Source organism: Roseibium sp. SCP15, from assembly GCF_040329435.1.
Classification (GTDB): Bacteria; Pseudomonadota; Alphaproteobacteria; order Rhizobiales; family Stappiaceae; genus Roseibium.
In genome coordinates this window covers 1,349,290-1,373,117 of sequence record NZ_JBDZYI010000001.1, presented here as the reverse complement: position 1 = coordinate 1,373,117, position 23,828 = coordinate 1,349,290, and the positions used below count along the sequence as shown (strand labels likewise).

28 protein-coding genes are annotated in these 23,828 nt (G+C 55.0%); 24 read left to right on the top strand and 4 right to left on the bottom strand.

Translation table 11 applies throughout. From position 1 onward, the window contains the following. Positions 1–167: 167 nt before the first annotated feature. From ABLO27_RS06225 to ABLO27_RS06210, 4 genes are all read right to left on the bottom strand, one after another. Positions 168–1,316 (bottom strand): fumarylacetoacetate hydrolase family protein, encoded by a 1,149-nt coding sequence (locus ABLO27_RS06225; protein WP_353031317.1) that lies wholly within the window; start codon positions 1,314–1,316, stop codon positions 168–170. A gap of 428 nt (positions 1,317–1,744) precedes the next feature. Continuing rightward, positions 1,745–2,518: a FadR/GntR family transcriptional regulator gene (locus ABLO27_RS06220; protein ID WP_353031315.1), complete on the bottom strand. Its 774-nt coding sequence runs from the start codon at positions 2,516–2,518 to the stop codon at positions 1,745–1,747. Between the two features lie 153 nt (positions 2,519–2,671). Continuing rightward, positions 2,672–3,040 carry a PilZ domain-containing protein gene (locus ABLO27_RS06215; protein ID WP_353031313.1) on the bottom strand — a complete coding sequence of 123 codons (369 nt, stop codon included), beginning with the start codon at positions 3,038–3,040 and terminating at the stop codon, positions 2,672–2,674. Between the two features lie 9 nt (positions 3,041–3,049). Continuing rightward, entirely contained in the window at positions 3,050–3,580 is a 531-nt protein-coding gene (locus ABLO27_RS06210; RefSeq protein WP_353031311.1) for a hypothetical protein, read from the bottom strand. A 182-nt stretch (positions 3,581–3,762) separates the two neighbouring features. Here ABLO27_RS06210 and flgB point away from each other — a divergent pair, with 182 nt between their 5' ends. The 24 genes from flgB (at position 3,763) to fliQ (ending at position 23,763) form a co-directional block, all read left to right on the top strand. Beyond that, the gene (gene flgB, locus ABLO27_RS06205; RefSeq protein WP_353031309.1) at positions 3,763–4,143 is read left to right on the top strand and encodes a flagellar basal body rod protein FlgB; all 381 of its coding nucleotides are present in this window, start codon (positions 3,763–3,765) and stop codon (positions 4,141–4,143) included. Between the two features lie 11 nt (positions 4,144–4,154). Then, positions 4,155–4,571, top strand: a complete 417-nt coding sequence (flgC, locus tag ABLO27_RS06200; protein WP_353031307.1) for a flagellar basal body rod protein FlgC — start codon at positions 4,155–4,157, stop codon at positions 4,569–4,571. Positions 4,572–4,573: 2 nt separating this feature from the next. After that, on the top strand, positions 4,574–4,906 hold the full coding sequence (locus tag ABLO27_RS06195) for a flagellar hook-basal body complex protein FliE (protein WP_353031305.1): 333 nt from the start codon (positions 4,574–4,576) through the stop codon (positions 4,904–4,906). A 53-nt stretch (positions 4,907–4,959) separates the two neighbouring features. After that, positions 4,960–5,748, top strand: a complete 789-nt coding sequence (gene flgG, locus ABLO27_RS06190; protein ID WP_353031303.1) for a flagellar basal-body rod protein FlgG — start codon at positions 4,960–4,962, stop codon at positions 5,746–5,748. A 16-nt stretch (positions 5,749–5,764) separates the two neighbouring features. After that, a complete protein-coding gene (gene flgA, locus ABLO27_RS06185; protein WP_353031301.1) occupies positions 5,765–6,223 on the top strand; it encodes a flagellar basal body P-ring formation chaperone FlgA in 459 nt (152 codons plus the stop codon). Between the two features lie 3 nt (positions 6,224–6,226). Next, entirely contained in the window at positions 6,227–7,330 is a 1,104-nt protein-coding gene (flgI, locus tag ABLO27_RS06180) for a flagellar basal body P-ring protein FlgI (RefSeq protein WP_353031298.1), read from the top strand. Positions 7,331–7,462: 132 nt separating this feature from the next. Continuing rightward, positions 7,463–7,999: a MotE family protein gene (locus tag ABLO27_RS06175; protein WP_353031296.1), complete on the top strand. Its 537-nt coding sequence runs from the start codon at positions 7,463–7,465 to the stop codon at positions 7,997–7,999. Further along, complete coding sequence (flgH, locus tag ABLO27_RS06170) at positions 7,999–8,703, top strand: flagellar basal body L-ring protein FlgH (protein WP_353031294.1); 705 nt, start codon at positions 7,999–8,001, stop codon at positions 8,701–8,703. The genes ABLO27_RS06175 and flgH overlap by 1 nt, the downstream gene beginning before the upstream one ends. Positions 8,704–8,733: 30 nt before the next feature. Further along, on the top strand, positions 8,734–9,234 hold the full coding sequence (locus ABLO27_RS06165; protein WP_353031292.1) for a flagellar basal body-associated FliL family protein: 501 nt from the start codon (positions 8,734–8,736) through the stop codon (positions 9,232–9,234). Beyond that, entirely contained in the window at positions 9,231–9,974 is a 744-nt protein-coding gene (gene fliP / locus ABLO27_RS06160; protein WP_353031290.1) for a flagellar type III secretion system pore protein FliP, read from the top strand. Before ABLO27_RS06165 ends, fliP begins: the two co-directional genes overlap by 4 nt. 295 nt (positions 9,975–10,269) lie before the next feature. Beyond that, complete coding sequence (locus ABLO27_RS06155) at positions 10,270–11,193, top strand: flagellin (RefSeq protein WP_353031288.1); 924 nt, start codon at positions 10,270–10,272, stop codon at positions 11,191–11,193. Between the two features lie 140 nt (positions 11,194–11,333). Then, entirely contained in the window at positions 11,334–12,980 is a 1,647-nt protein-coding gene (gene fliF / locus ABLO27_RS06150; RefSeq protein WP_353031286.1) for a flagellar basal-body MS-ring/collar protein FliF, read from the top strand. Further along, positions 12,980–13,618, top strand: a complete 639-nt coding sequence (locus ABLO27_RS06145; protein WP_353031284.1) for a hypothetical protein — start codon at positions 12,980–12,982, stop codon at positions 13,616–13,618. The genes fliF and ABLO27_RS06145 overlap by 1 nt, the downstream gene beginning before the upstream one ends. Next, a complete protein-coding gene (locus ABLO27_RS06140; protein WP_353031282.1) occupies positions 13,618–15,093 on the top strand; it encodes a MotB family protein in 1,476 nt (491 codons plus the stop codon). Before ABLO27_RS06145 ends, ABLO27_RS06140 begins: the two co-directional genes overlap by 1 nt. After that, positions 15,093–16,322, top strand: coding sequence for a chemotaxis protein (locus ABLO27_RS06135; RefSeq protein ID WP_353031280.1), 1,230 nt, complete (start codon positions 15,093–15,095; stop codon positions 16,320–16,322). Before ABLO27_RS06140 ends, ABLO27_RS06135 begins: the two co-directional genes overlap by 1 nt. After that, positions 16,319–17,626 (top strand): flagellar hook-length control protein FliK, encoded by a 1,308-nt coding sequence (locus ABLO27_RS06130; RefSeq protein WP_353031278.1) that lies wholly within the window; start codon positions 16,319–16,321, stop codon positions 17,624–17,626. The genes ABLO27_RS06135 and ABLO27_RS06130 overlap by 4 nt, the downstream gene beginning before the upstream one ends. Then, positions 17,580–18,167, top strand: a complete 588-nt coding sequence (locus ABLO27_RS06125) for a transglycosylase SLT domain-containing protein (protein WP_353031276.1) — start codon at positions 17,580–17,582, stop codon at positions 18,165–18,167. Before ABLO27_RS06130 ends, ABLO27_RS06125 begins: the two co-directional genes overlap by 47 nt. Positions 18,168–18,327: 160 nt before the next feature. Continuing rightward, positions 18,328–19,602, top strand: a complete 1,275-nt coding sequence (locus ABLO27_RS06120; protein ID WP_353031274.1) for a flagellar hook protein FlgE — start codon at positions 18,328–18,330, stop codon at positions 19,600–19,602. Positions 19,603–19,635: 33 nt separating this feature from the next. After that, on the top strand, positions 19,636–21,126 hold the full coding sequence (flgK, locus tag ABLO27_RS06115) for a flagellar hook-associated protein FlgK (protein ID WP_353031273.1): 1,491 nt from the start codon (positions 19,636–19,638) through the stop codon (positions 21,124–21,126). Positions 21,127–21,131: 5 nt separating this feature from the next. Continuing rightward, entirely contained in the window at positions 21,132–22,178 is a 1,047-nt protein-coding gene (locus ABLO27_RS06110; protein ID WP_353031272.1) for a flagellar hook-associated family protein, read from the top strand. 48 nt (positions 22,179–22,226) lie between these two features. After that, on the top strand, positions 22,227–22,577 hold the full coding sequence (gene flaF, locus ABLO27_RS06105) for a flagellar biosynthesis regulator FlaF (protein ID WP_352943574.1): 351 nt from the start codon (positions 22,227–22,229) through the stop codon (positions 22,575–22,577). A 4-nt stretch (positions 22,578–22,581) separates the two neighbouring features. Then, positions 22,582–23,052: a flagellar biosynthesis repressor FlbT gene (gene flbT, locus ABLO27_RS06100; RefSeq protein ID WP_353031270.1), complete on the top strand. Its 471-nt coding sequence runs from the start codon at positions 22,582–22,584 to the stop codon at positions 23,050–23,052. A gap of 11 nt (positions 23,053–23,063) precedes the next feature. Beyond that, complete coding sequence (flgD, locus tag ABLO27_RS06095) at positions 23,064–23,465, top strand: flagellar hook assembly protein FlgD (protein WP_353031269.1); 402 nt, start codon at positions 23,064–23,066, stop codon at positions 23,463–23,465. A 31-nt stretch (positions 23,466–23,496) separates the two neighbouring features. Next, on the top strand, positions 23,497–23,763 hold the full coding sequence (gene fliQ / locus ABLO27_RS06090; protein ID WP_352943580.1) for a flagellar biosynthesis protein FliQ: 267 nt from the start codon (positions 23,497–23,499) through the stop codon (positions 23,761–23,763). Positions 23,764–23,828 lie beyond the last annotated feature (65 nt).

The following is a 23,828-nucleotide window of genomic DNA, read 5'->3' as shown; positions in this document are numbered from 1 at the left end:
AAGTGCTGTCTTGATTTGGGGGGGAAGGCAATAGCACTTGCCGGGAGCGCATGGACAGCGCCACCATACTTGGCATTCGGCTTTTCAAGGTCTTGTTCTGTTGGCGGATCGAGCTGAATGTTCTCCGGAAGAAGGAGCCACAGTAGCCTGCGGCTCTTCTACAAATGTCAGATCAGGTCGCGCTGGGCGAGATTCCGCATCAGGTGACTGGCTCCGAAGGTCCATTCCCGGCATTCGGTTGACAGCTTCACCGTGTTTCGCAAATGCCCGAAGCCCGCTGCCGATATCGTGACAACGTCTCCAATCTTATGGGTGAAGCCTTCTCCCGCAACATCGCGGTCTTGGGTCGGTGCAAAAAGCGTCCCAAGAAACAACACCAGACCATCAGGATATTGATGATGCCGCCCGATTGTTTGGGCGACCAGATCTTCGGGGGCGCGGCTGATCTCCTTCATGGACGAATGACCTTTCAGCACAAAACCGTCTCGACCTTCAACTTTGAGGTCCAGCTCGGCAGAGCGAACGTCTTCAAGAGAAAAAGTCGCATCGAAAAGACGTATCATCGGGCCAATGGCGCAAGAAGCGTTGTTGTCCTTTGCTTTCGAAAGTAGCAACGCAGATCTGCCTTCAACGTCACGCAAATTGACATCGTTGCCTAGGGTCGCGCCCACAATTTTGCCTTTGGACGAGACAGCGAGAACAACTTCGGGTTCGGGATTGTTCCAGTTCGAAATCGGATGGAGACCGACTTCCGCGCCTGAGCCGACCGAAGACAGAACTTGCGCTTTGGAGAAGACCTCCGCGTCGGGACCTATTCCCACTTCCAGATACTGGCTCCACAGGCCTTCTGCGATGAGGGCGTTTTTGACTTTTGCTGCTTCATCCGAACCTGCCTTGACATTGCGGAGGCTCTTTCCAATGGCTGCTCCGACCCGATTTCTGATGTCGTTGGCTTTCTGCGGATCGCCGGCTGCTTGTTCCTCAATGACCCTTTCAACCATGGAACTGGCAAATGTCACCCCACAGGCCTTAACCGATTGTAAGTCGCAAGGAGCCAGGAAGTGGACGCCTGACAAGTCTGTAGGGTCCGATTCAGCGATCTCGGAGAGAGAGCCAAGTACAACTCCGTCTACCGCGCTGACATACTCGGCTGGATTGTCCATTTCACAAATGTCGCGCGCGGTCGGTGCAACTTTTGAGGTGATGTCGAGCACCTTTCCTTCGCGTATTGTGACAACGGATGGTCCGGACACCTCCGGCCGCCAAACGCGTCCGAGAAATGTACCGTTGAGATCGCTTGAATTGATGAAGCTCATGATAAGGTCCTGGTGAAGATTTCATTCACTGACTTAGCTCAATCTTATTTGTCCTACAACTGGACAAAAGACTTTCCGCGTCTGAGGTGGCGGCATTTGGTGATCACCTGGAAAGTGTGTCACGGCAGTTCCGTGGGGAATTCCCAACCTGTTACAGTCGGTTCCAACTGAATGAAGAGATAGGGAGCCGAAGACACCGACATCCGGAGAGCACGGAATGGGACGTCTCTTTGCAAGGGAATTCAAGTGCCGCATCGCAGGCGATTAGGCGGCTGTTCCAAACAACCCGCCCAATTCGGGTCATGCCATTCCGCACTGGAGCCATGTTTGAAAACGGCGATGTGTCGAGCTAAGTCTGTCTATACTGCGTCAGGTATTTGTGAATTTGCCTTGATTGATGAGGTGCCAAGGAACGTCTTCAAGCTGAACTAGACGTTGTTTGGTTTTTGCGCCGCGGTCGAAATGGCGATCTTTTCTGCTACGAGCTTGTTTTGTGTCAGCATGTCCCGCATGCGCGTTCGGGCAAGTTCTGCGTCACCAGACAAGATCGCTTCGGCGACTTCAATGTGGCTTTTGCGCGAAACCTGCTCATCCGGAGCTCTTTTCTGACCTGCTGAATAGGAGAAGATCAACACTGCATAGATCAGGTTTTGCAGTTGGGAGAGCATGAGATTGCCGCTCGCCTGCAGGATCGTTGAATGGAAGGCATAATCTGCGCCGATCATTTCCGGTTCGCTGGTTTCCGGGTGAATGCTTTTGGCTGCGGCCAATATCGTCTCGCGCTGGGCTTCCGACGCATTCACGGCTGCAAGAGCAGCTGCTTCCGGCTCGAAGATGAAACGCAGGTGTGTCGCCTCGGAGTAGATTCTGGAAGTAAGTGGACTGTCAGGGTCGTGCCAGCGGATGACATCCGGGTCGAGGAGGTTCCAATCATCAAAATGACAGACCCGCGAACCATACCGCCGAGCTGTTCGCACGAGCCCTTTCCCGCACAGGACCTTGATGGCTTCGCGAACGACTGTGCGTGATACGCCAAGCGCTTCGACCAGCTCGTCTTCCTTGGGCAAAATGGCACCCATCTTGTAGTAACCGCGAGCAATACGCTGTCCGAGATGCTCAACAGTGTCTTTTACGGCACCCGTTGGCAGAGACGTCAGGACCTTGTCCGGTAGCTCGAAGGAAAATGGGTGTGCTTTGCTCATTCCGAACGCTCAGGTGGTCGGGAGCGACCGCCCATTACCCGAACGCGCCCCCTGGGGAATCTCCTTTCCGTTTTACAGTGTATTCATTGTGAAGACTAGAATTGAGAAGGTCTGCCAACTGCCGGCTTTTGTTCCTGCCCAGGCGAACCAACCTTAGCCGTCCAGCGCATAAAGTCTTTGTGCGAGTTTGCGTACGCCGGTGTTGCTGAAGTGTTTGATGCTGGCGGGCGGAACCATGTAGACGACGCCGGCTGCAAGTCCGTTCCGCCAGCGGAGCTGGACCTCTGCGACCGTCCTTGGCACGGCATCAAAAACGTAGAATTCTTCTGGAAGGTCAGTGTCTTCGTTCAGCACCAGTCTGACGCCACCCTCGGACATGTCCCGTATCGTGCAATCACAGATGAACTCATTGTCGAGACTGGCGAGTTTGGCGGGGCGCAATCTAGTGCGCTGCCGGGGATGAAGGCGTCGTTGGATAGCCCTTGTCAGGGACTCTTTCTTTGCGTTCAGGAAGTTCAGCATGTTGGTTCCTTAGCGACTTTGTATCGGCGGCAACTGCCTTTGAGGTGGCAGGGGTGGGACAAGCTCTTGGGGACTGGAGCGCCGCGAACGATAAGTCGGATCACCAAGCGTTTTTGGCCTGTGGGTGACGCCAGACTGGCCATTTCGGCACATTCGGTACGCAAGGTCATACATGCCTTGCCATCCGCCTGGATAATTTCCGATTGAATCCAGAACCGAAAGCGCTCCACCGGCCAATGCGCCTCGTCGGGCTCCGCTTGGCCCCCTCCAGCCGCCACCGATAACAGCTCCGCGCATTGCGCCGTCGACAATTGTCAGATCGGAAGGATCTCCGGTGGTGTGAGCGTCCGCGTAGGCGCGAGCATAGCTCTCACAGTCAATGGGGAGCCCGCCCGCGTTGGCCGATGAAACGGTGGTGAACACTGACAGGGTTGCAAGCAGGAGCCATGTGGCGGAATTCGTTGCAGATCGATGGATCGTGCACAAATCGCTGTTCGAACTTGCTGGTATTTGAAAAAGGCCATGCGTCAGCCAATCCATCCGGTTTCTCTTTCTCACAATTAGCTTTGGTCCAGAACGGGTGGAGCCCGTGTCATCAATGCATGCACTGTGAAGGTTGCGTGAAGCTTGTGTTGCCGGAGGCCATGGATCACGCCTGGAACAGCCTCGGGCAAGGTTGCCTGCTTACCAAGTGGAGGACCTGAACTGATAGGAGGTTCTCGATGGAGCCGGTGTTCCTGACCAAACTTGTTTCTCATAACAATGACTGGCTGTCCGTGCGCCAGGCAACGATTGCCGAAAACATAGCCAACGCGAACACCCCCGGTTTTCGTGCAAAGGATCTCGAGCCATTCACGTCAATTGTCAGCAAAACGCAACTTGCGATGACCGCAACGCATGGAAGCCATCTCGGACAGATGATGGAAGTTTCCCGTTCTTCCGACGTTGAAAAGGCGGACAGCTGGACGGTGAGCCATTCAGGCAACTCAGTCAGTCTGGAACAGGAGATGGTCAAAGCCGGAGAGGTCGCGCGCGATCATGCCTTGAACGCCAGTATCGCGAAGTCATTCCATCGCATGTACCTCGCCGCCGTGAAGCCATAAGGAATAATCTGATGTCAGATCCGCTTGCAGCAACGCTCCAAATTTCCGGTTCGGGATTGAGGGCACAATCCGAAAGGCTTCGGGTTGTTTCGGAGAACCTGGCCAACGCGCGCTCGACCGGCGAAACCTCGGGCGACGACCCGTATCGCCGGAAAACGATTACCTTTGAAAGTGAATTCAACAGGGCGACCCAGGCCAATCTCGTGTCGGTGAAAGGGGTTGGCGCCGACAAGGCGCCCTTCACCGTTGAATATGAACCTGGACACCCGGCTGCGGACGAGAACGGCTACGTGAAGATGCCGAACGTCAACACGCTGCTGGAACTCGCGGACATGCGCGAGACCAACCGCTCCTATGAAGCCAACCTGAAAGTCATGACGCAGGCCCGCGAGATGGTTATGCGCCACATCGATCTGCTGAGGAACTGATCATGATCAACGAAATTGCCGCTCTTACTTCGTCGACGGACGGAGTTCTGAATACATCGTCCACGACAAGATATTCCGTTGGTACCCCGGATCTTGGCGGAACGGAAAAAGTCGCTGAAAGCAGCTTCAGCGATGCGATGGCGCATGTATCGCAAGGCGCGATCGACAAGATCAAGCAAGGCGAAGCGACCGCCATTGCAGGTGTTGATGGCCAGGCGTCGGTGCAGCAGGTGGTGGAAGCGGTCATGGCCGCTGAATCAACGCTTCAGACCGCGATCGCCATTCGCGACAAGGTGGTGTCCGCCTACCAGGAAGTCAGCCGCATGTCGATCTGATCCGCGATTTCGGATCTGCCGGACAGTCCGGCTCAGTTTTAGGAGAGTACCCGATGAAAGCCCTAGCTATCGCTGCGACCGGCATGAGCGCTCAGCAGTTGAACGTGGAAGTCGTCGCCAACAACATCGCCAATATGAACACAACATCGTTCAAACGGTCTCAGGCAGAGTTTTCCGACCTTCTTTATCAAGCCGAAAGACTTCAAGGAGTTCCAAACCGTGGTGGTGAAGATCCGGTTCCTGAGGGCGCGCAACTCGGCCTTGGCGTGAAAACAGCCGGTATTCGAAAGCTGCATGTTCAAGGGTCTCTGACCAATACCGGTAACCAGTTTGATGTCGCTCTGGATGGGCGAGGGTGGTTCGAGATTACCGGACCGGATGACGAGACCCTCTATTCCCGCGCGGGCTCATTCAACAAGAACGCAGATGGACGCCTTGTCACGATCGACGGTTATCCGGTTGAACCGGCCATTATCGTTCCTGAAGAAACAATCGAAGTGGCGATCAACGAGTCCGGACAGGTGTTTGCCAAGGTTGATGGCGAACTCGCGCCGCGCGAGCTTGGTCAGTTGACGCTGGCCAACTTCGCCAATGACGTTGGACTTGAGCCGGTGGGCGGCAATCTCTTCCGGGAAACGGAAGCGTCCGGAACACCTGTAGCTGGGGTGCCGGGTGATCCAGGTTTTGGAGTTATCCGCCAGGGATATCTGGAAAGTTCCAACGTTGATCCGGTGAAGGAAATCACGGCATTGATCAATGCGCAGCGTGGTTACGAGATGAACTCGAAGGTCATGAAGGCTGCGGACGAGATGGCCGGAACCGTGACCAACGGTATCCGCTGATAACAGGACAGGTGCAATGGTCACGATGGTCAGGCTGCTGCTTTTCGCAGTTTTCGTATCTGCTTTCGGCCAGATAGCTGGGGCGGCTGGAGTGGAACTCCCTGTTCCGCGTCAGACAATTCATCCCGGAGACGAGATTTCTCATCAGCATCTGGTTGAGCGCAAATTCCCGCGCCGTACAGCCCAGCAATTCGCTGTGTCTACGCATCGAGGTCAGCTCGTTGGCATGATCGCACGCCGGACGTTGCTTCCCGGGCAACCCGTACCGGTCAATGCGGTTGAAAAACAAGTCCTCGTCCGTCGCGGTGAGCCGGCCCGGCTCGTCTTCAGAGAGCATGGGCTGATGATCATCATGCAGGTGGAAGCCCTGCAGAATGGTGGCGCGGGCAGCTTCGTGCGCGTTCGAAACATTGATAGCGGATTGGTTGTGTCCGGCCGGGTGCAGGAAGACGGAACCATCCGGGTGGAGAATTGATCGATGCTCAGATTTGTGTGTGGTCTTTTGGCGTTGGTCATGGCGGTTGCACCGGCTTCGGCCATGGTGCGGATCAAGGACATCGCCAGCCTGCAGGGGGTTCGGGACAACCAACTTGTCGGGTACGGTCTGGTGATCGGCCTGAAAGGTTCAGGAGACAGTCTCCGCAACTCACCGTTCACCGAGCAGTCACTGCAGTCGATGCTCGATAGTCTTGGTGTGAACGTGCGGGATTCCAGGCTTAGAACACGTAACGTCGCAGCCGTTGTGGTCACCGCGGAAATGCCGTCCTTTATCGGCAAGGGATCGACGATTGACGTTAGTGTCTCGTCCCTTGGCGATGCGACTTCACTCGCGGGCGGAACATTGGTGGCCACACCGCTGTTAGGGGCGGATGGGCACATTTATGCGGTCGCGCAAGGTCCGGTCGCCGTTTCAGGCTTCGCCGAATTGGGGCAGGCGGAAAGTCTTACTCAGGGAATTCCAACTGTAGGTCGGGTTCCAAATGGTGGTCTGATCGAACGAGATTTGCCGGCTAAATTTTCGCAGATTCCTGCTTTGGTGCTGGAACTCAGCAATCCCGATTTCAGAACGGCTGTCCGTATTACCGATGCGATCAACCGCTACACCAAGGAGCGGTATGGTGTTCGTGTTGCAAAGGAACGCGACTACCGTTCCGTCCACCTTGCACCGCCAAAGCATGTGAGCATCACCAGGTTTATCTCCGAAATCGAAGCTATTCGCGTACGACCTGACCAGACAGCGAAGGTGGTGATCGACGAGCGGACCGGCACTGTTGTCATTGGCAAGGACGTGCAGATTTCCACCGTTGCGATAACGCACGGTAATCTGACGGTACGAATTTCGGAGGCGCCCGAGGTCTCGCAGCCGTCGCCATTTTCCCAGAATGGTCAGACAGTTGTTGTGCCAAGGACTTACGTGGATGCACAGGAGAGTGGTGGGCAGTTGGCTGTGGTCGGTGGCACTGATTTGCCGACACTTGTGCGTGGTCTCAACCGGATCGGGCTTCGACCGACAGGAATCATTGCGATCCTGCAGGCAATCAAGACTGCTGGAGCCCTGCAAGCGGAGCTTGTCGTTCAGTAGATACTGAAGCAGTTGTCGCCGAACTTTGAAACGCCGCTCCGAAAGCGGCGTTTTTTCTTTGTTCGACAGCCTCACACAAGCTCGATCGTCGAATGTGCATGCCAATGGGTTAAGCATGAAGGACGGCGTTTTATGCCTTTCAATTTGGACATCTGCCGGAGGACGGGCTTTCTGGCAGCTCTGGCATTCTCAATTGCTTTGGTGGGGTCGCCAGGCGCGAATGCCCAGTCCCCGCGCGGAAAGCCGAAGGCTGAAGTGATCGTACCTCCTGGAGACAGCGAGCTTTACTGTCAGAACATTGCGGAAGCAGCTTCTGATGCGCGCATCCAGTGGCAGACCTGGAAACTGATCAGTCTGGAAGCCCGTCTTCGTGACAGGATCGCTGAGCTGCAGCGCAAGGAGCGCGAATTCGAGACATGGGTCAAACGGCGGGAAGATCTCCTCAACGAAGTGGAGGATCAGGTCGTCACGATCATTGGCCGCATGCGCCCGGAAGCAGCTGCGGCACAATTGTCGACAACGGATGAAGAGGCCGCGGTGGGAGTTCTCTTGAAGCTCAAGGCCCGGGTCGCCAGCAGCATTCTCGATGAAATGGAGCCCTCCAGGGCCGCACAATTGACCCAATCGATGATGGGCCTGACCTATCCGGAAGCACAACGGAGTTTCTGATGCGCGCGATTTTCATTCCCCTTGGAGCGATGATGCTTTCCGGGTGTGCCGGTCAACTGGAAGATATCGGCAGGGCGCCGGAGATGTCGCCTGTCGGATACGGGCTGGCAACGCAATCGACGGCGGTCTATCCGCTCAGCACTTTTGGGCCAGGCGGGATCAAGGACTACAATTCTCTCTGGATGAATGGACGTGACAACTTCTTCTCGGATCCGCGAGCAAAGAAGGTTGGTGATGTTCTGACTGTGACCATCCACATCAACGACAGGGCAAATCTGGATAACAGTTCCGACCGTCGGCGGACATCCGATATAGGGATCGGTGGTTCTGTCGGAGCGACATGGGATGGCAACACCAGCAACGGTGAGGCAAATCTGGACATTGATTCAGGTTCCGGTTCTGCCGGCTCAGGATCCATCGATCGCTCTGAAGAGATCAAGTTGTCTGTCGCAGCGGTTGTTACGGACCGGTTGCCAAACGGCAATCTTGTAATTTCCGGGTCACAGGAAGTGCGTGTGAACTATGAAATGCGCATTCTGCAGATCGCGGGAATTGTCAGACCGCGAGATATCCAGAGCAACAACACCATTCCCTACGACAAGATCGCGGAAGCACGAGTTTCCTACGGTGGGCGTGGCCGCATAACAGAAGTGCAGCAACCCGCCTGGGGGCAGCAGATCTACGACATCATCACGCCATTCTAATCCGCAGACCGGAACCAACGGGATACGTATATGTCCAATTTACTTGAAGCTCCGCTGGATGGGGTGTCTCAACCCGCGCGTAATGTCGGCTTCGTTGCCGCCTTGATCCTGCTCACATTAATCGGCGGTGGCGCGGGCGCCGGATTGGCTGCTTATGTTTCCGACTATACGGAGCAGGAAGTGCACGGGCGTCTTCGGCAGCAGCAATCCTTTGCTGACACTCTTCCCTTTGCTGCGTCAACGCGCCTCCAGAAACTCGACCCGCTGGTGACCAATCTGGCGTCTCCGAAAGAAGCCTGGATCCGGGTAAAGGCTTCGATCCTGTTGGTAGATGAAGAAGACAGGGATGTCGGTGTCTTGCGGAAGAAGGTTGAAGACGACTTCCTCGCCTACATGCGCACGCTCACATTGAGCCATCTGGAGGGTGGCGTAGGTCTCCAGCACTTGCGGGAAGACCTGACCGAGCGGGCAAAAACACGTACCAAAGGCCAAGTGAGCGAAGTTATTCTGGAGTCGGTGGTTATTCAATGATCCGGTTGCTTCTATCTGGTGCCTTTGTCTTTCTGCTGACCAGCGGCGCTGTCGCCCAGGTCCCCGATTTGACATCCCTGTTGCCGGAAGGCGAGGGAAGTGCGAGTGGTCGGATCATTCAGGTCATCGCGCTCTTGACGGTTCTGTCACTGGCGCCGGGCATTTTGATCATGGTGACCAGTTTCACCAGGTTTGTCATCGCGTTCTCATTTTTGCGTTCCGGAATCGGATTGCAGACAACACCGGGCAATCTGATCCTCATTTCGCTCGCTCTTTTCATGACCTTCTATGTAATGGGGCCGACCTTTGACAAAGCATGGGAAGAAGGCGTTCAACCGCTCATGAACAATGAGATTTCTGAACAGGAAGCCTACGTTCGTATTTCAACTCCTTTTCGCGAGTTCATGTTGAGCCAGGTAAGGGAAGAAGATCTTGTTCTCTTCGACGACCTTGCCGCCGGCCGGGTTACAGAAACAGAGGCGGCGAGCGCGGAAGAGGTTGAACTCAGAGTTCTCATTCCCGCATTCATGATATCTGAGCTGCGTCGCGGGTTTGAAATCGGATTTCTGATCGCACTGCCTTTTCTCGTGATCGATATGATCGTGGCGACGATCACAATGTCCATGGGCATGATGATGCTGCCGCCAACCGTTATATCTCTGCCGTTCAAGGCTTTGTTCTTTGTTCTGATCGATGGATGGAACTTGCTGGTCGGTAGCCTGGTTCGGTCATTCTTCTAGCAATATGAAGAAACCATTGAAGAAAAGAGCGGGGCCACATGGCCCCGTTTTTTGTCGTTTACGACCAAGTCTCTGGCGATTTAATTGTCCGGTGCAACGGGACGCCTTAAAAGATCGAATTGAAATGATCGGCGTAAGGTTCGCGCAAGATAGAGCCTCTAGTGTTCTTCTCACAGCAGGTTGAACCGCATTGCTCTCGGTTCAAAAGCATGAAGCTGCTCCTGTTGTGCCGGTGAGAACCCGGCATGTCCCAAACAAATTCCAGTACCTACTGAAACATTGAAAGGGACATATCATGTCTAGCTTGATGACGAACGCTTCCGCAATGACCGCTCTGCAGACCCTGCGGAGCACCAACGCAAACCTGGCCGAGACGCAGAACCGCATCTCCACAGGTTATCGCGTTTCCGGCGCGGAAGACAACGCAGCATACTGGTCCATCGCAACAACCATGCGTTCCGACAACATGGCTCTTGGCGCCGTTGAAGACTCTCTGGGTCTTGGTGCTGCGACCGTCGACGTTATGTACACTGCAATGGACAGCACCGTTGATGTCATGAACGAAATCAAGGCCAAAGTCGTTGCTGCTCGTACTCCGGGTGTTGACCGCGGCAAGATCCAGTCCGACATCAGCGAGCTGCAGAACCAGCTGAAAAACACGGCTGACTCGGCTGTCTTCAACGGTGAAAACTGGTTGTCCGTAGACTCCGGTGCAGCAGGCTATGCTGCCAACAAGGACATCGTGGCATCCTTCTCACGTGCTGGTGGTGCAATCACCATTCAGACCGTCACCGTCGACACCACCGGAACTGAACTTTACGATGCTGCCGACCAATCCGGCATCCTCGACCAGGACCGTGGTTTTGCAGCCCTGACCAACATCACAGGTAACGGCATTGCGGATCTCGATATTTCCGCTGTGACCGATGCTGACCTTGCTGGTCTGGATACTGTGATTGCCGGCATTGATGCCGCCCTCGGCGACATCACTGACGCTGCAACCACACTGGGTTCAGTGAAGAGCCGTGTCGACCTTCAGACGGACTTCGTGTCTGCTCTGCGTGACGCCATCGATCGTGGTGTCGGACAGCTGGTTGATGCTGACATGAACAAGGAATCGACACGTCTTCAGGCTCTGCAGACACAGCAGCAGCTTGGTATTCAGGCTCTGTCGATCGCCAACCAGGGCTCTCAGAACATTCTGTCCCTGTTCCGTTAATCCAGCCGGATATTCGGAAAAGAGGACCGCGCCTTCCGGGCGCGGTCTTTTTTTGTTCTGCCAGGCGAATGACAGGCTCGCGCAAGGTCCATTTCCGATAGTGGCGGAAACCAGAAGACACGTGCATGAAAGGGTGATGCATGCCGGGCCGTGAACACGCCGAAAAACTTTGGGCAAACCTGATGGAGCTGGGAGTGCGCAGACTGGTCGCGCTCGCTCTGATCGGTCTCGCTACAATCGCAACCGTTGGTGCCGGCGCCTATTATCTGAGCCGGCCCGAGCAAGCAGCTCTCTATACCGGTCTGGATGGAGAAGACGTAACCCGCATCGGCTCGGCCCTGCGGGACGCCGGTATTCCGTTCGACATCAGTGCGGACGGAAGCGCGGTGATGGTCAGCCACGCACAAACTGCCAAGGCACGTATGTTGCTTGCTGAAAAGGGGCTGCCGCGCGGAGCAAACTCTGGATATGAGTTGTTCGATGAGCTCGGATCTCTGGGCCTGACATCCTTCATGCAGGAAGTCACGCGCGTCAGGGCGCTCGAGGGCGAACTTGCCCGAACGATCCAGCTGATGAAAGGCATTCGCGCAGCGCGTGTTCACATCGTTCTGCCGGAAAAAGGCTCTTTCCGGCGTGATCAGCAGCCGCCGTCCGCCTCCGTCGTTATCAGATCCGATGTTCCTGACGATGTTCGGACCGCCGACGCCATTCGGCACCTGGTCGCTGCCGGTGTTCCTGGAATGGAGGCCAACAAGGTCACGGTTCTGGACACATCCGGTGGAATTCTTGCTGCGGGCAAAGACCCGACCAAGGCCTCAGCAGGTCAAATGGCAAGCCTTGAAACCGCGGTCAGCAGTCGGATCCAGGAGAATATCCGAAAAACACTGACGCCATATCTCGGGCTGGACAACTTTCAGGTAAGCGTTGCTGCTGAGCTCAATACAGACCGGAAAATGATCGCTGAAACGATCTATGACCCGGATTCACGGATTGAACGGTCGGTTCGAACGATCCGGGAAAATGAAAACGCGCAGAATTCCAGCACATCCGCTCCGACAACCGTGGAACAGAACCTGCCTGAAGAAGACGTTGCGGCAGAAAACGGCGAACGTTCCACGGAAGAAAACGAGCGTCGCGAAGAGACAGTCAACTACGAGATTTCCTCCAAGAGGATCGAAACCTCGCAAGACGGCTACAGGGTTTCAAAACTCTCGATCGCAGTTCTTGTCGACCAGACCCGGCTCGCCCAGTCTCTCGGTGGCGATCCGACCCAGGCGCAGCTCGATGAGCAGCTGACGGAAATTGAAGCGCTTGTGGCCTCTTCAGCCGGCATCGAGGAAGCTCGTGGTGACAATGTCAAAGTTGCGGTCGTGGATTTTGTCGACGGCGGCCGCGCAATGGAGCCGATCCCACCGCTCAGCATTTCGGAATATCTGCTGCGCCAGTCCGGCAACATCATCAATGCTTTGGCTATCCTGACGGTTTCCATGCTGGTGATCTGGTTCGGGTTGCGCCCGGCGGTTGCCGCCCTGGTGCCTCAGGTCGCCAAGCCCCAAGCGGAAATTGCCGAACTCGGCATGCTGCCTGAGGGGATCGAAGTCGAAACCGAAGCGATGGAAGGCGAGCAGACCTATCTGGTGCCGCCCGATCATTCCGACCTTCTTCAGGATCTGAACAGCAAGCGCAACCAATCCGCGCTCAAGAAACTGGAGTCGTTACTGGAGTTCAACGAAGAGCAATCTGCAGCGATCCTGCGTCAATGGCTCTATGAATCGGAGCGTGTCTAATGTCGAACTCTGCTGCTTCTCACATACCGGTGCTTTCCATTCCGAAGTTCAAGGCTCTCGGGGCATACGATCCGGCGTTGGTCGATGTGCTTGAGCCAGACGAAGATCTTGTCTCTCAACCGAACGAAGAAGACAGACTGCAAGCTGAATTCGAGCGGGGACGCCGTGAAGGGGAAGAGCAAACACGCGCGCACTACGAAACGCTTCTGGAAACTGCCCGCGAGGCGCACGCAAAATCGTTGGAAGAAGAGCAGATCAAATTCGATATGCGCGAAGCGGCGAATGTCAGTGCGGCCATCGAACGATTTCTGGACGTGATGGAGCAACGCATTTCCTATTCGTTGTCCAGACTGCTGCAGTCCTTCCTGAAAGAGCAGGTCACCGAACAGCTTGTCGCTGCATTTACTGAAAATCTTCGTCAGCTGACGCAGGACAGTAGCGAAAAACTGATCCGGCTGAGAGGGCCGAAGGGGCTTGTCGAAAAGGTTGTTGTGCAACTTCCAGCCCTGCAGGACCGGATCGAGGTCGAGATTGCGGATGAACTGGAACTGATCGCCTTACTCGACGAGACCATGATCGAAACCCGTTTTGGTCAATGGATAGGTCAACTGGAAAATCTGCTGCGGGAGACTGATTGATGCTGGATGGTGTTGCAAACGAGATTGTCATTGTCCGGCGCAAGAACAGCTGGGAAGACGAAGACCTGCCTCACGGTGTCTGGAAGATTGCCTACGCGGACTTCATGACGGCACTGATGGCGTTTTTCCTCGTGATGTGGCTGATCAACGTCACTGACGACAGTGTTCGCCGCGGCGTTGCTCAATATTTCAATCCCGTCAAACTTGCGTCCACCGCGCCCAACCGGAAGGGACTGAACGATCCGCAAATCAACGGAGATACCAACGAGAACGGAACGAAGCTGTTCATGGGCAAGCTTGGTGGATCCGAACAACCGGTCGATCAGGATGAAAACTTCGGTCAAGGCCTTGAAGCTGGTCACAGGATCGAAGAGACGGAAGAAAAACCGGAACAGGGCGGGGCACCGGCTGCGGGTCAGTTTACACAAATCCATTCAGAATCGATCTTGTTTTCAGATCCTTATGCGGTGTTGGACACGCTTTCGGAAAAGATACGCGTAGAGGAATCGCTTGAGGCAAATCCAAGGGGCATTGGCTCCGGTATGCAGAAACAGGAAGGCTCTCAGGGAGGTCAGGCTTATCGCGATCCGTTCGACCCGATGTTCTGGCAATTCCGGCCTGGCCGCGGTGTAGAGGGTGTTGAGGCGCTGCCGCAATCACCGACCGAGGGAGAGCTGGGAGGCGCGGGACCTGGTAGCGGCTCGCAAGTTGTTGCTGAGACCACGCTTTCGATTGAAGCAGAAGAGAGCCAGATCGACGACAGCCTGGCGAAGCAAAACTCCAGACAAGTTTTGAATACGGAAACACAGACCGAAATGATGGCTCGGGCGACCGTAACAGCCGAGGAAAAAGGCGGGAGCTTGGCCCTGGCACAGAACATTGGTGCCGGAAAACTGGATCCGGTGGTAGCGCACGTCATGGGCCGCAGCGGGGAGGGTCGTGGCACCAACCTGAAACCAGCGAACGCCTCATTGGCTCAACAGGCAGCTTCTCTAGAGCCGGGAACCTCGGAAACTCTGGTTGCGCAACTATCGGACGTCCTGGAGGACACCAGGGGGACGATCCTGGAAGAAACTGCCGAAAAAATCACTGTAACGCGTGAGGGCGAAGGCACTCTCATAAGCCTGACCGATGACCAGAACTTCGGCATGTTTGCAATTGGGTCTGCCGAACCAAGACCGGAATTGGTCAAGCTGCTCAAGCGTATCGGCAAGGTTGTTGCAGACACACCCGGTCAGATTGTCATCAAGGGGCATACCGATGCGCGTCCGTTCCGCAGCAAGACCTACGACAACTGGCGTCTGTCCTCGGCAAGAGCCCATATGGCGCTGTACATGCTTGTGAGAGGCGGCGTGAATAAGAACCGTTTCGATCGCGTCGAAGGGTATGCTGACAGGCACTTGAACAATCCGAAGGACCCGTTTGCTGCCAGCAACAGGAGAATTGAAATCTATCTTCTGGAGGGTAGTGAATAATGCATGCCTTTTCACAAATGGGCACCGGAATTGTCAGACTGATTGCGACCCTCAGCATCGCCGTTTGTGTTGCAAATGGCAGTCGAGCAGAAGGTCCTCAAGATCAGGTAAATGAACTGGCCCCCTTTGAGATGACCAGATCGTTGCAGGGACTGCAGGAGCAGATTGCACAGGGCAACACCCACGCCATGCAGGCTCAAAGAACTCTTCTGGCAAAAATGGACGAAGCATATCTCAATGTTTCAGTCGAGGTTTGGCAGGACCCCCGAAACGCACGAGCCGCTGTTGTCCACTTGCTTAGCGGTGGGCATCCGAGGGTCATGAAGCATCTTCTGTCTCTCGATCCGTTGCCGGCAATAGACCAAAAGCTGATGGAGGCTTCGCTTGCCTATGTAGAAGGCCGTGAAGAGGACATGCAGGAATTGCTCAGCGACATTGACCCGCTCAACCTGCCTTCTTCTCTGGGCGGTCATGTCGCCCTGGTGAAAGCCGCCCCGTTCATTCGCTCAGAACCTGCAAAGGCTATGGAATTGCTTCAGGTTGCCAGCCTTCTGATGCCGGGGACGCTGGTTGAGGAGGCTGCTCTCCGCAGGGAAGTATTTGTCGCGGGAATGATGGGTGATGTTGCTCGCTTCCGGGTTCTTAGCATTCGATATCTGCGCCGTTTCAGAGCATCTGTTTACGCGGGAGATTTTCGCCGCCGGTTTGCGCTCGCTCTGGACACGCTTGGATTCGTTCAAAGCGAGGACAAGTTTGCTTTGCTCGACGATGTTCTGCGCGAGTTTGACGCCGATTCCAGGAGAGGACTCTATCTGCGGCTGGCGCGCTCTGCCTTGCTGGCGGGACATTTGAAAGTGGCCCGCAAGTCGACAGACGAAGCTCTCTTTCTTGCCGTTGACGGGACTCAGGAAAAAGAGATCCTGAAGATCTATCTTTCGGCCACAAGACTAGATGCAGAGAACATTTCCGCCAATCGGGATCTCCTTTGGTCTGTCAACAAGGCAATGTTGGCGGATGAAGATCTGGAGCTTCTAGACGGGGTTTATACCGTTCTGAATTCCATTCGGCACTTTCCGGAACCGCCCGACAACGTCATCGGAGAATTCAACGTGGCCAGCGGTATCAAGGCTCCGGACGAGAGGGCCTGGCTCACCGCAGATATGGAAGTTGCCGAAAAACTTTTGCGTCGGACAGGTCGTTCGCTTGCGCTACTTGGAGAAGGACAATGAGTGTGAACACTCCCGCAATGGTTCCGACGCCTTCCGCACAAGGCAAACCGGCTGACAGCAAATCGTCCGAAAGGGGAGAAAAGTCTTCGAGTGAAACCGCTGCAAAGTTTCAATCGGTTATCGATGGGATGAAAAACCGGAATCAGCGTGGGTCAAGCGAAAAAGACATGGCCGACTCAACTGGAAAAAAGGCTGATGCATCCGACGCCGGTCCGGAAGAAGCAACGTCTCCCGGGACGTCAGATGCCAAGAGCGGCAATGTCTGGAAATCAGGTGAGGGCGTTTCGTTTTCAACGAGCAATCTAGCTGATGCGCTGCGCAAGGCCTCCCAGAATGTCCTGGCACAGCAGGGCATCGACGAAGGCTCTCAGGAACCTGATCCATCCACCACACAGGACACCGGATCGATAGAGCCGAACAGAGGGCCGGTTACTTCGACCGGTCTTGGGTTCAGTGCGATCATCACCGTAGGAACGGGTGATCGGTCGCAAGTCGTCAGTCTCAATTCGCCGAACCGTACAATTGGCGGATCCGCGGCAAATGCCAGCGATTTTGCCTCTCTTCCAGGTAGGCCGGACGCGACAGAAACCGCAAAGACCGGAACGACTTCGCTGTTTGCACAGTTTGGTGTGGAGCCAGAGGTAGCCCAGGATACTCCGACAGGCAGGACTGTTTTGCCGGAAGAGGCTTCAGGCACAGTGAAGGTGCTTCGACAGGAAACGCACTTTGCTCCCAACATGCGTTTATCTCCTGCTCAGCAGGTGGGGGATCAGATCACCAGCTTTCTGGAGGACCTTCCCAAGGACAATGGACGCATTCAGACCGGCCTGAATGCACGGGCTGAAGGGCCTGTTTTGAAAACGTTGGACATTCAGCTCACACCTCATGAACTCGGCACCGTGAAAGTGTCTCTCAGGATGGTTGGTGACGATGTCGAAGTGACCCTTTTGACAAGCAAGGCGCAAACGGCAGAACTGCTCAAACAGGACCGTCAACTGCTGGACCAGATGTTGCGAACGACGGGTTTCAAGGCCGAGACGATTACCGTACAGGCCGCAGACGATCGTCTCACGGTTCAGACCGGCAACACGTCGACCGGTAGCTCTACGTCGGGCCAGCCTGGCGGCAATGGCGATGCGAATGGAAGCGGTCAATCTCAGAACTTCAACGACAGCAATTCCGACCGCCGGCAAGAGCGTGCAGGCCGTCAGGGTGAAGACCCTGTCTATTCAGACGAAAACCTGAAAGGAACAGGTGATGAAGAACGTTCCCGTCCCGACCTCTCTGAGGGTATCTATCTTTAGTCTCGTCGCGCTTTTCGCAATCCCGGCCCAGGCTGAAGTGCAAAACATCTGCGAACGGGAAATGGTCGCGGCTGCTCAGAAATATGGTGTGCCGCTCGGCGTACTTTATGCCGTTGGATTGACAGAGACCGGACGAAGAAACTCGCTGTACCCTTACGCTTTGAATATCGAGGGTAAGTCGGTGTTTCCGCCAAGCAGGCAGGCTGCCAAGCGGGATGTGAGCAAAGCACGCAAGCACGGCAAGAAACTTATCGATATCGGGTGCATGCAGATCAATCACCACTATCACGGTGATCAGTTCCGCTCAGTCGATCACATGCTAGAACCGCGTGCGAACGTGCAATACGCGGCCAGATTTTTGAAAGAGCTCCGCACCCGACAAGGCTCGTGGACTATGGCGGTCGCCAGGTATCATGCCGGGCCGAACAACAACCCGGCACAAAAACGTTATGTTTGCACCGTGATCAGGAACATGATCGCTGCTGGATTCGGCAAATGGACAAAGAATTCCAAGAAATTCTGTTCTTCAGGCAAAGCTTAATCTTGGAGAAATTTGGAAACACGCTTCATTTTGCCCGATAGATAAATATTTAGATAATTAAGTATATGAATATAAACAATAATTTCTTTTCGAGGAACAGCTTCGCGCAAGTTATGTCGGTTTGACTGTGGTCAGTTGATTTGGACACAGGAGACCTGTCATGGGCCTTTTCGGAGTGATGCGCAGCGGCGTTTCAGGCATGAACGCACAATCCAGCAAACTTGGTACGGTTGCTGAGAATATTATGAATTCTAGTACGACCGGCTACAAGAGAGCTGAGTCTGCGTTTTCCTCGCTCGTGGTTTCACAGGGCTCCGGATCATTCAATTCCGGCGGTGTTGAAGCTCACACGCAATACAACGTCACGAAGCAGGGCAATGTGAGCTTCACCACCTCCAAGACCGACCTTGCGGTTGACGGAAATGGCTTCTTTGTGGTTGCGAACGAGGCCGGTGAAAGCTACCTGACCCGTGCCGGGCACTTTGTTCCGGATGGCGACGGCTACCTGGTCAATACAGCCGGGTATTATCTTCAAGGCTATCCTGTGACGGATGGCACGGCACCAACGACCGTCGCGAATGGACTTGGTGGTTTGGAGCGCATCAACACAACGCAGAACCAGCTTGAAGCTACACCAACAAGCAATGCGTTTCTGAGGGTCAATGTAAGCGAAGATGCGGCCATTGTTCCGGCGGCGGACCTGCCGTCAGCAAACGTCGCGACATCGAGCTTCTCTCACAAAACCTCGATGATCGTTTACGACAATCTCGGCAATGAAGTGAAACTGGATGTCTACTATTCCAAGGTCACGGAGACGGCTGCGGATTCTGACTGGGAAGTATCGATCTACAACGCGGCGGATGCCGCAGCAGGCGGTGGCTTTCCCTATTCTTCGCCGGCACTAAACACCCAGACGATTACATTTGATGTAACCAACGGAAATCTCACCGGAGCCAGCCCGACGGACATCAACGTTACGGTTCCGAACGGCAGCACGTTTGACATCGATCTTGCGCAATCGACTTACCTGAACGCAGATTTTACGGTCACTAATGTTGATGCCGACGGCAACGCGCCGAGCTCGGTGAAGAACGTTGAGTTCGACAAAGACGGCACGCTCTATGCGATCTACACAAACGGCGATCGCAGAGCCATCTATCAGATCCCGCTGGCCAACGTTCCGAGCCCCGACAAACTCGATCCGAAGTCCGGCAACGTCTACAGCCCGTCGGTTGATTCCGGTGACGTGCGGGTCGGCTTTGCCGGAGAGGGGGGTATGGGCAACATCAAGGTTGGCGGGCTTGAGGACTCGAACGTCGATCTCGGCAATGAGCTGACGTCCATGATTGAGTCTCAACGTAGCTACACCGCCAACTCACAGGTGTTCAAGGCTGGTTCCGATCTTCTCGAGCAGTTGGTGAACCTGGCTCGCTAAGCCGGCTAATTCTCAAACCAGAAAGTTGTAGTCATGAGTTTGTCTGTAGCGTTGCAGGTCGCGCAATCCGCGCTGGCCGCCCGGCAAACAGAATCTTCCGTCGTTGCCAGGAACATCTCGGGAGCGCAGGATCCCGGGTATTCACGAAAATCGGTCCTCCTGTCGCAATCCTATACTGACTCAGGTCAGGCGGGGGGGCTCCGCGTTGACGGTATTGCCCGCGTTACGGACAGCGCGCTTTATGCCTCTCTCCTGCAAACCACGTCTGCTGGAACATCCCAGGAAGCTGTGCTTGCAGGACTGACCCGACTTTCGGAAACAACCGGAGACACCGAACTCAAGATGTCTCCGGCTGCAAAGCTGGGTGAACTGAAACTGTCGATCCAGAACCTGGCGTCGGATCCGAACAATGCCATCCAGGCTCAGGATGTCCTGCAGTCCGCGAAGGATATGGCGCAAACTCTTCAGTCGAGTTCAGACCTTGTTCAGGAAGTGCGTGCGAATGCGGACACCGACATGGCAACCTCCGTGCGAGAGATCAACAATCTCCTCGGTCAACTGGAGGATCTGAATGCGTTGGTCGTGAAGGGGACCCAGTCCGGCGCGGATGTCACGGATGCGCTGGATTCCCGTGATCAGGTTCTGCTGAAACTCTCCGAAGAGATCGGCATCACGACGCTCAACCGCAGTGACGGCGATATCGTGGTCTATACCGACAGCGGCGTCACCCTGTTTGAAACGAAGGCAAGGTCGGTGACTTTTGAGCCGACCGTTGTCTATGACGCCACGACTGTCGGCAACAACGTCCTGGTCGATGGGGTGCCGGTCGCGGGACCGAGTGCCGTCATGCCAGTCAAATCTGGCCGTCTGCACGGCCTTGCCCAACTTCGAGACGAAGTGTCGGTAACCTATCAGAACCAGTTGGACGAGATTGCCCGGGGATTGATCGAAGCGTTTGCCGAAAGTGATCAGTTAGGCGGCGGCGGACCGGATCAAGCCGGTCTGTTCACCTGGTCCGGAGCGCCGGCTCTACCGGCAGCAGGAACGCTTGTTCCGGGTCTCGCGTCGGAGATTGTGGTCAATGCGAATGCGGATCCCGATCAGGGAGGAAATCTGGATCTTATCCGTGATGGCGGCATCTCGGATCCTCTGAACCCGAACTATGACTACAACCCATCCGGAGCCGCAGGTTTTTCTGACCGCTTGCAGGAACTTGTTTCAGCCTTTGATGCCGACACGGTCTTTGATGCTGGTGTCGAGCTGGATCCGTCAGATTCGCTGAGTGGCTTTGCGTCCTCTTCCGTCAGCTGGCTGGAAAGCGGTCGGAAGACGATGACCAGCAATGTTGAAGTCCAGTCAGTCCTTATTGGCAGGACAGCGGAAAACCTGAACAACAAAACCGGCGTCAACATCGACGAAGAAATGACCCTTCTTCTTGAAATCGAGCGTTCCTATTCAGCTGCCACGCGGTTGATTACCGCTGTCGATTCAATGCTTGAAGACCTACTGGCCGCAGCGAGGTAACCGGCATGAAAACCACCTACATTTCAACGATCTCACTTGCGGATGCTTCCCGCCGGCAGATCATGAACCAGGCAAGCCAGGTCAACAAGTTAAGCGTCGAACTGGCATCAGGTCGCAAATACGATATCGGACTGGATCTCGGCACAAAGACCGGAGAAAGCGTGTCCTTGCGCTCGGAATTCCATTTTCTGGATGGCATAATCGACACCAATGCTCTGACGACATCCCGATTGGATGTAAGTCAGGCCGCGATGGGCGATATGCTGGCAGACGCACAGGACTTTCTGAAAACGCTTGTCGCGCTTCGGGAAAACGAGACCAGTTCGGACATCGTTAAGGCGGATGCGATCGGCAACATGGAGTTGCTCACATCGCGCCTCAACACCCAGCTGAACGGCAGCTTCGTGTTCGCCGGGATCAACTCCGATCAGGAGCCGATCGCCGACTATTCGGATCCAGCGTCTCCCAACAAGGTTGCCGCTGATGCTGCCTTTCTGGCGGAGTTCGGCATGGCGCAGACCAATCCGGCTGTTTCCACGATTACACCGGCTGCCATGGACACCTATCTGAACGGGGCATTCGATGCCATGTTCGCGGATCCTGCTTGGGGTGCTACGTGGTCGTCTGCTTCGGACAACGCCATGGTCAGCCGGATTTCCGCCAGTGAGACGGTGACAAGTTCCGTGAGTGCCAACGAACAGGCTTTCCGGGACCTGGCGCAGGCCTACACGCTTATGTCCGATCTCGGGAATGAAGACCTGGATCCGGGCACTTACAAGGTGGTGATCGACAAGGCAATCGAGAAGCTGGGGACAGGGATCGCCGGCATCACCAGCGAAATGGGCAAGCTCGGCAACGTGCAGGAACAGGTCAAACTGGCGAGCGACCGGCTGAAAGTTCAGACGGATATTCTCAACAAGAGGGTCAACGACCTTGAGAGCGTCAATCTTGAGGAAACCTCTGTTCGTCTGAACACGGCTTTGACCCAGCTGGAGACCACCTATGCAGTGACAGCCCGTATGCAGGGGCTCAGCATACTCAATTACATCTGAAATCCCTAAGTCCCAGATATTTCACGTAAAACAAACCCTGGAGGGCCCATGTACAACCTGTCTTACGCAGAGGTTATGGACGATCTTTGCAGCGATCAGCGGCTCAATGAACATGAGGCGATGTCGATTGTTCTCGACAAACTGACAGTAGCGAAAGAGACGGGAGTCAAATCGCCCGAAGCCGTGGACGCGTTGTTCTACACCCGTCGACTGTGGAGCTATTTCCTCGAACATCTTGCCGATGATGCCAACGAGCTGCCGATTGAAACGAGGGCCAACCTCATCTCGGTCGGCATCTGGGTTCTGAAAGAAGTCGAGGCGTTGCGCCAGTGGGAGCAGCAGGACTTCTCGGACATCATTCAGATCAATGCAATCATCCGCGACAGCCTGGACGGTTAAACATATGAAAATCGGTTTGAAGGCAGGCGAGCGCCTGTTCATTAACGGCGCGGTTATCCGAGCTGAACGCAAAACCAATATCGAACTGTTGAATGATGCCGTGTTTCTGCTCGAAGCACACGTTCTGCAGCCTGAAGAGGCGACGACGCCGCTCCGTCAGCTTTATTTCATTCTTCAGACAATGATCATCGATCCTGTTTCTGCCCGGGCTGCGCAGGACATGTTTCATCTTGTTCTTGGGTCGATCAAGTCCGCGTTCTCAAACGAAGAAATCCTCAAGCGGCTCGATGACGTGGAGGAGCTGGCCAAGACCCAGAGATGGTTCGAAGCGATGAAAGTCGTCCGGGGACTTTACCCGGTCGAGGCTGTTGTGATGGACGCGCGGCAGAGTGAAGACGAAACCGCCAGTCCAGACGTTTCCGCAATTCCAGCAGGAAATGAGTTTTCTCAACGCCCGCAGTTGGCCGTTGTATAAGGAGTAACCCAATGACGAGTGTTGAAAGCGTCGGCGCTGCGCAATCCCAGGGAGCAGGAAATGCTTCGGGCGCACAACAGCAGCTGACAGTCGATTACGACACGTTCCTGCAGCTCATGATGGCGCAGATGCAAAATCAGGATCCGACCAATCCGATGGATGCGTCCGAACAACTGTCTCAGCTCGCAAGCTTCAGCCAAGTTGAGCAGGCTATTCAGACCAACGCGAAGCTTGAGACCATGTTGACCAACATGTCCTTCAGTCAGGTCGATGATCTGATTGGAAGAACGGTCACCGACATGAATGGAACGACCGGGAAGGTTGAGCATGTTGAGATCTACTCGGACGGTACAATCCTGGGCCTCGATAACGGTCAGGGAATTCTGCTCGGCCCGGGCGTGAAGATTTCGTAGAGCCAAACGGACTGACGCGGACAAGAGTTAAATGAACGAAGTTGATGCCCTGGACCTTGTCAGGTCTGCAATCTGGACAATCCTCGTTGGCTCAGCTCCGGCAATCGTGCCGGCGATGGTTGTCGGTATCGGAATTGCCCTGCTACAGGCCCTGACGCAGGTTCAGGAAATCACACTGACTTTCATTCCGAAAATCGTTGCGATCCTGGTGATGATCGTTATCGCAGGCCCGTTTATCGGAGGTCAGATCTACACACTTACTTCCCTGATCTACAATCGGATCGAGACGGGGTTTTAGTTCTGTTTCGAAACTGACATGAGCTGTTTGGGCGGGATTTTCCAACAATATGGGAAACCTGCCCT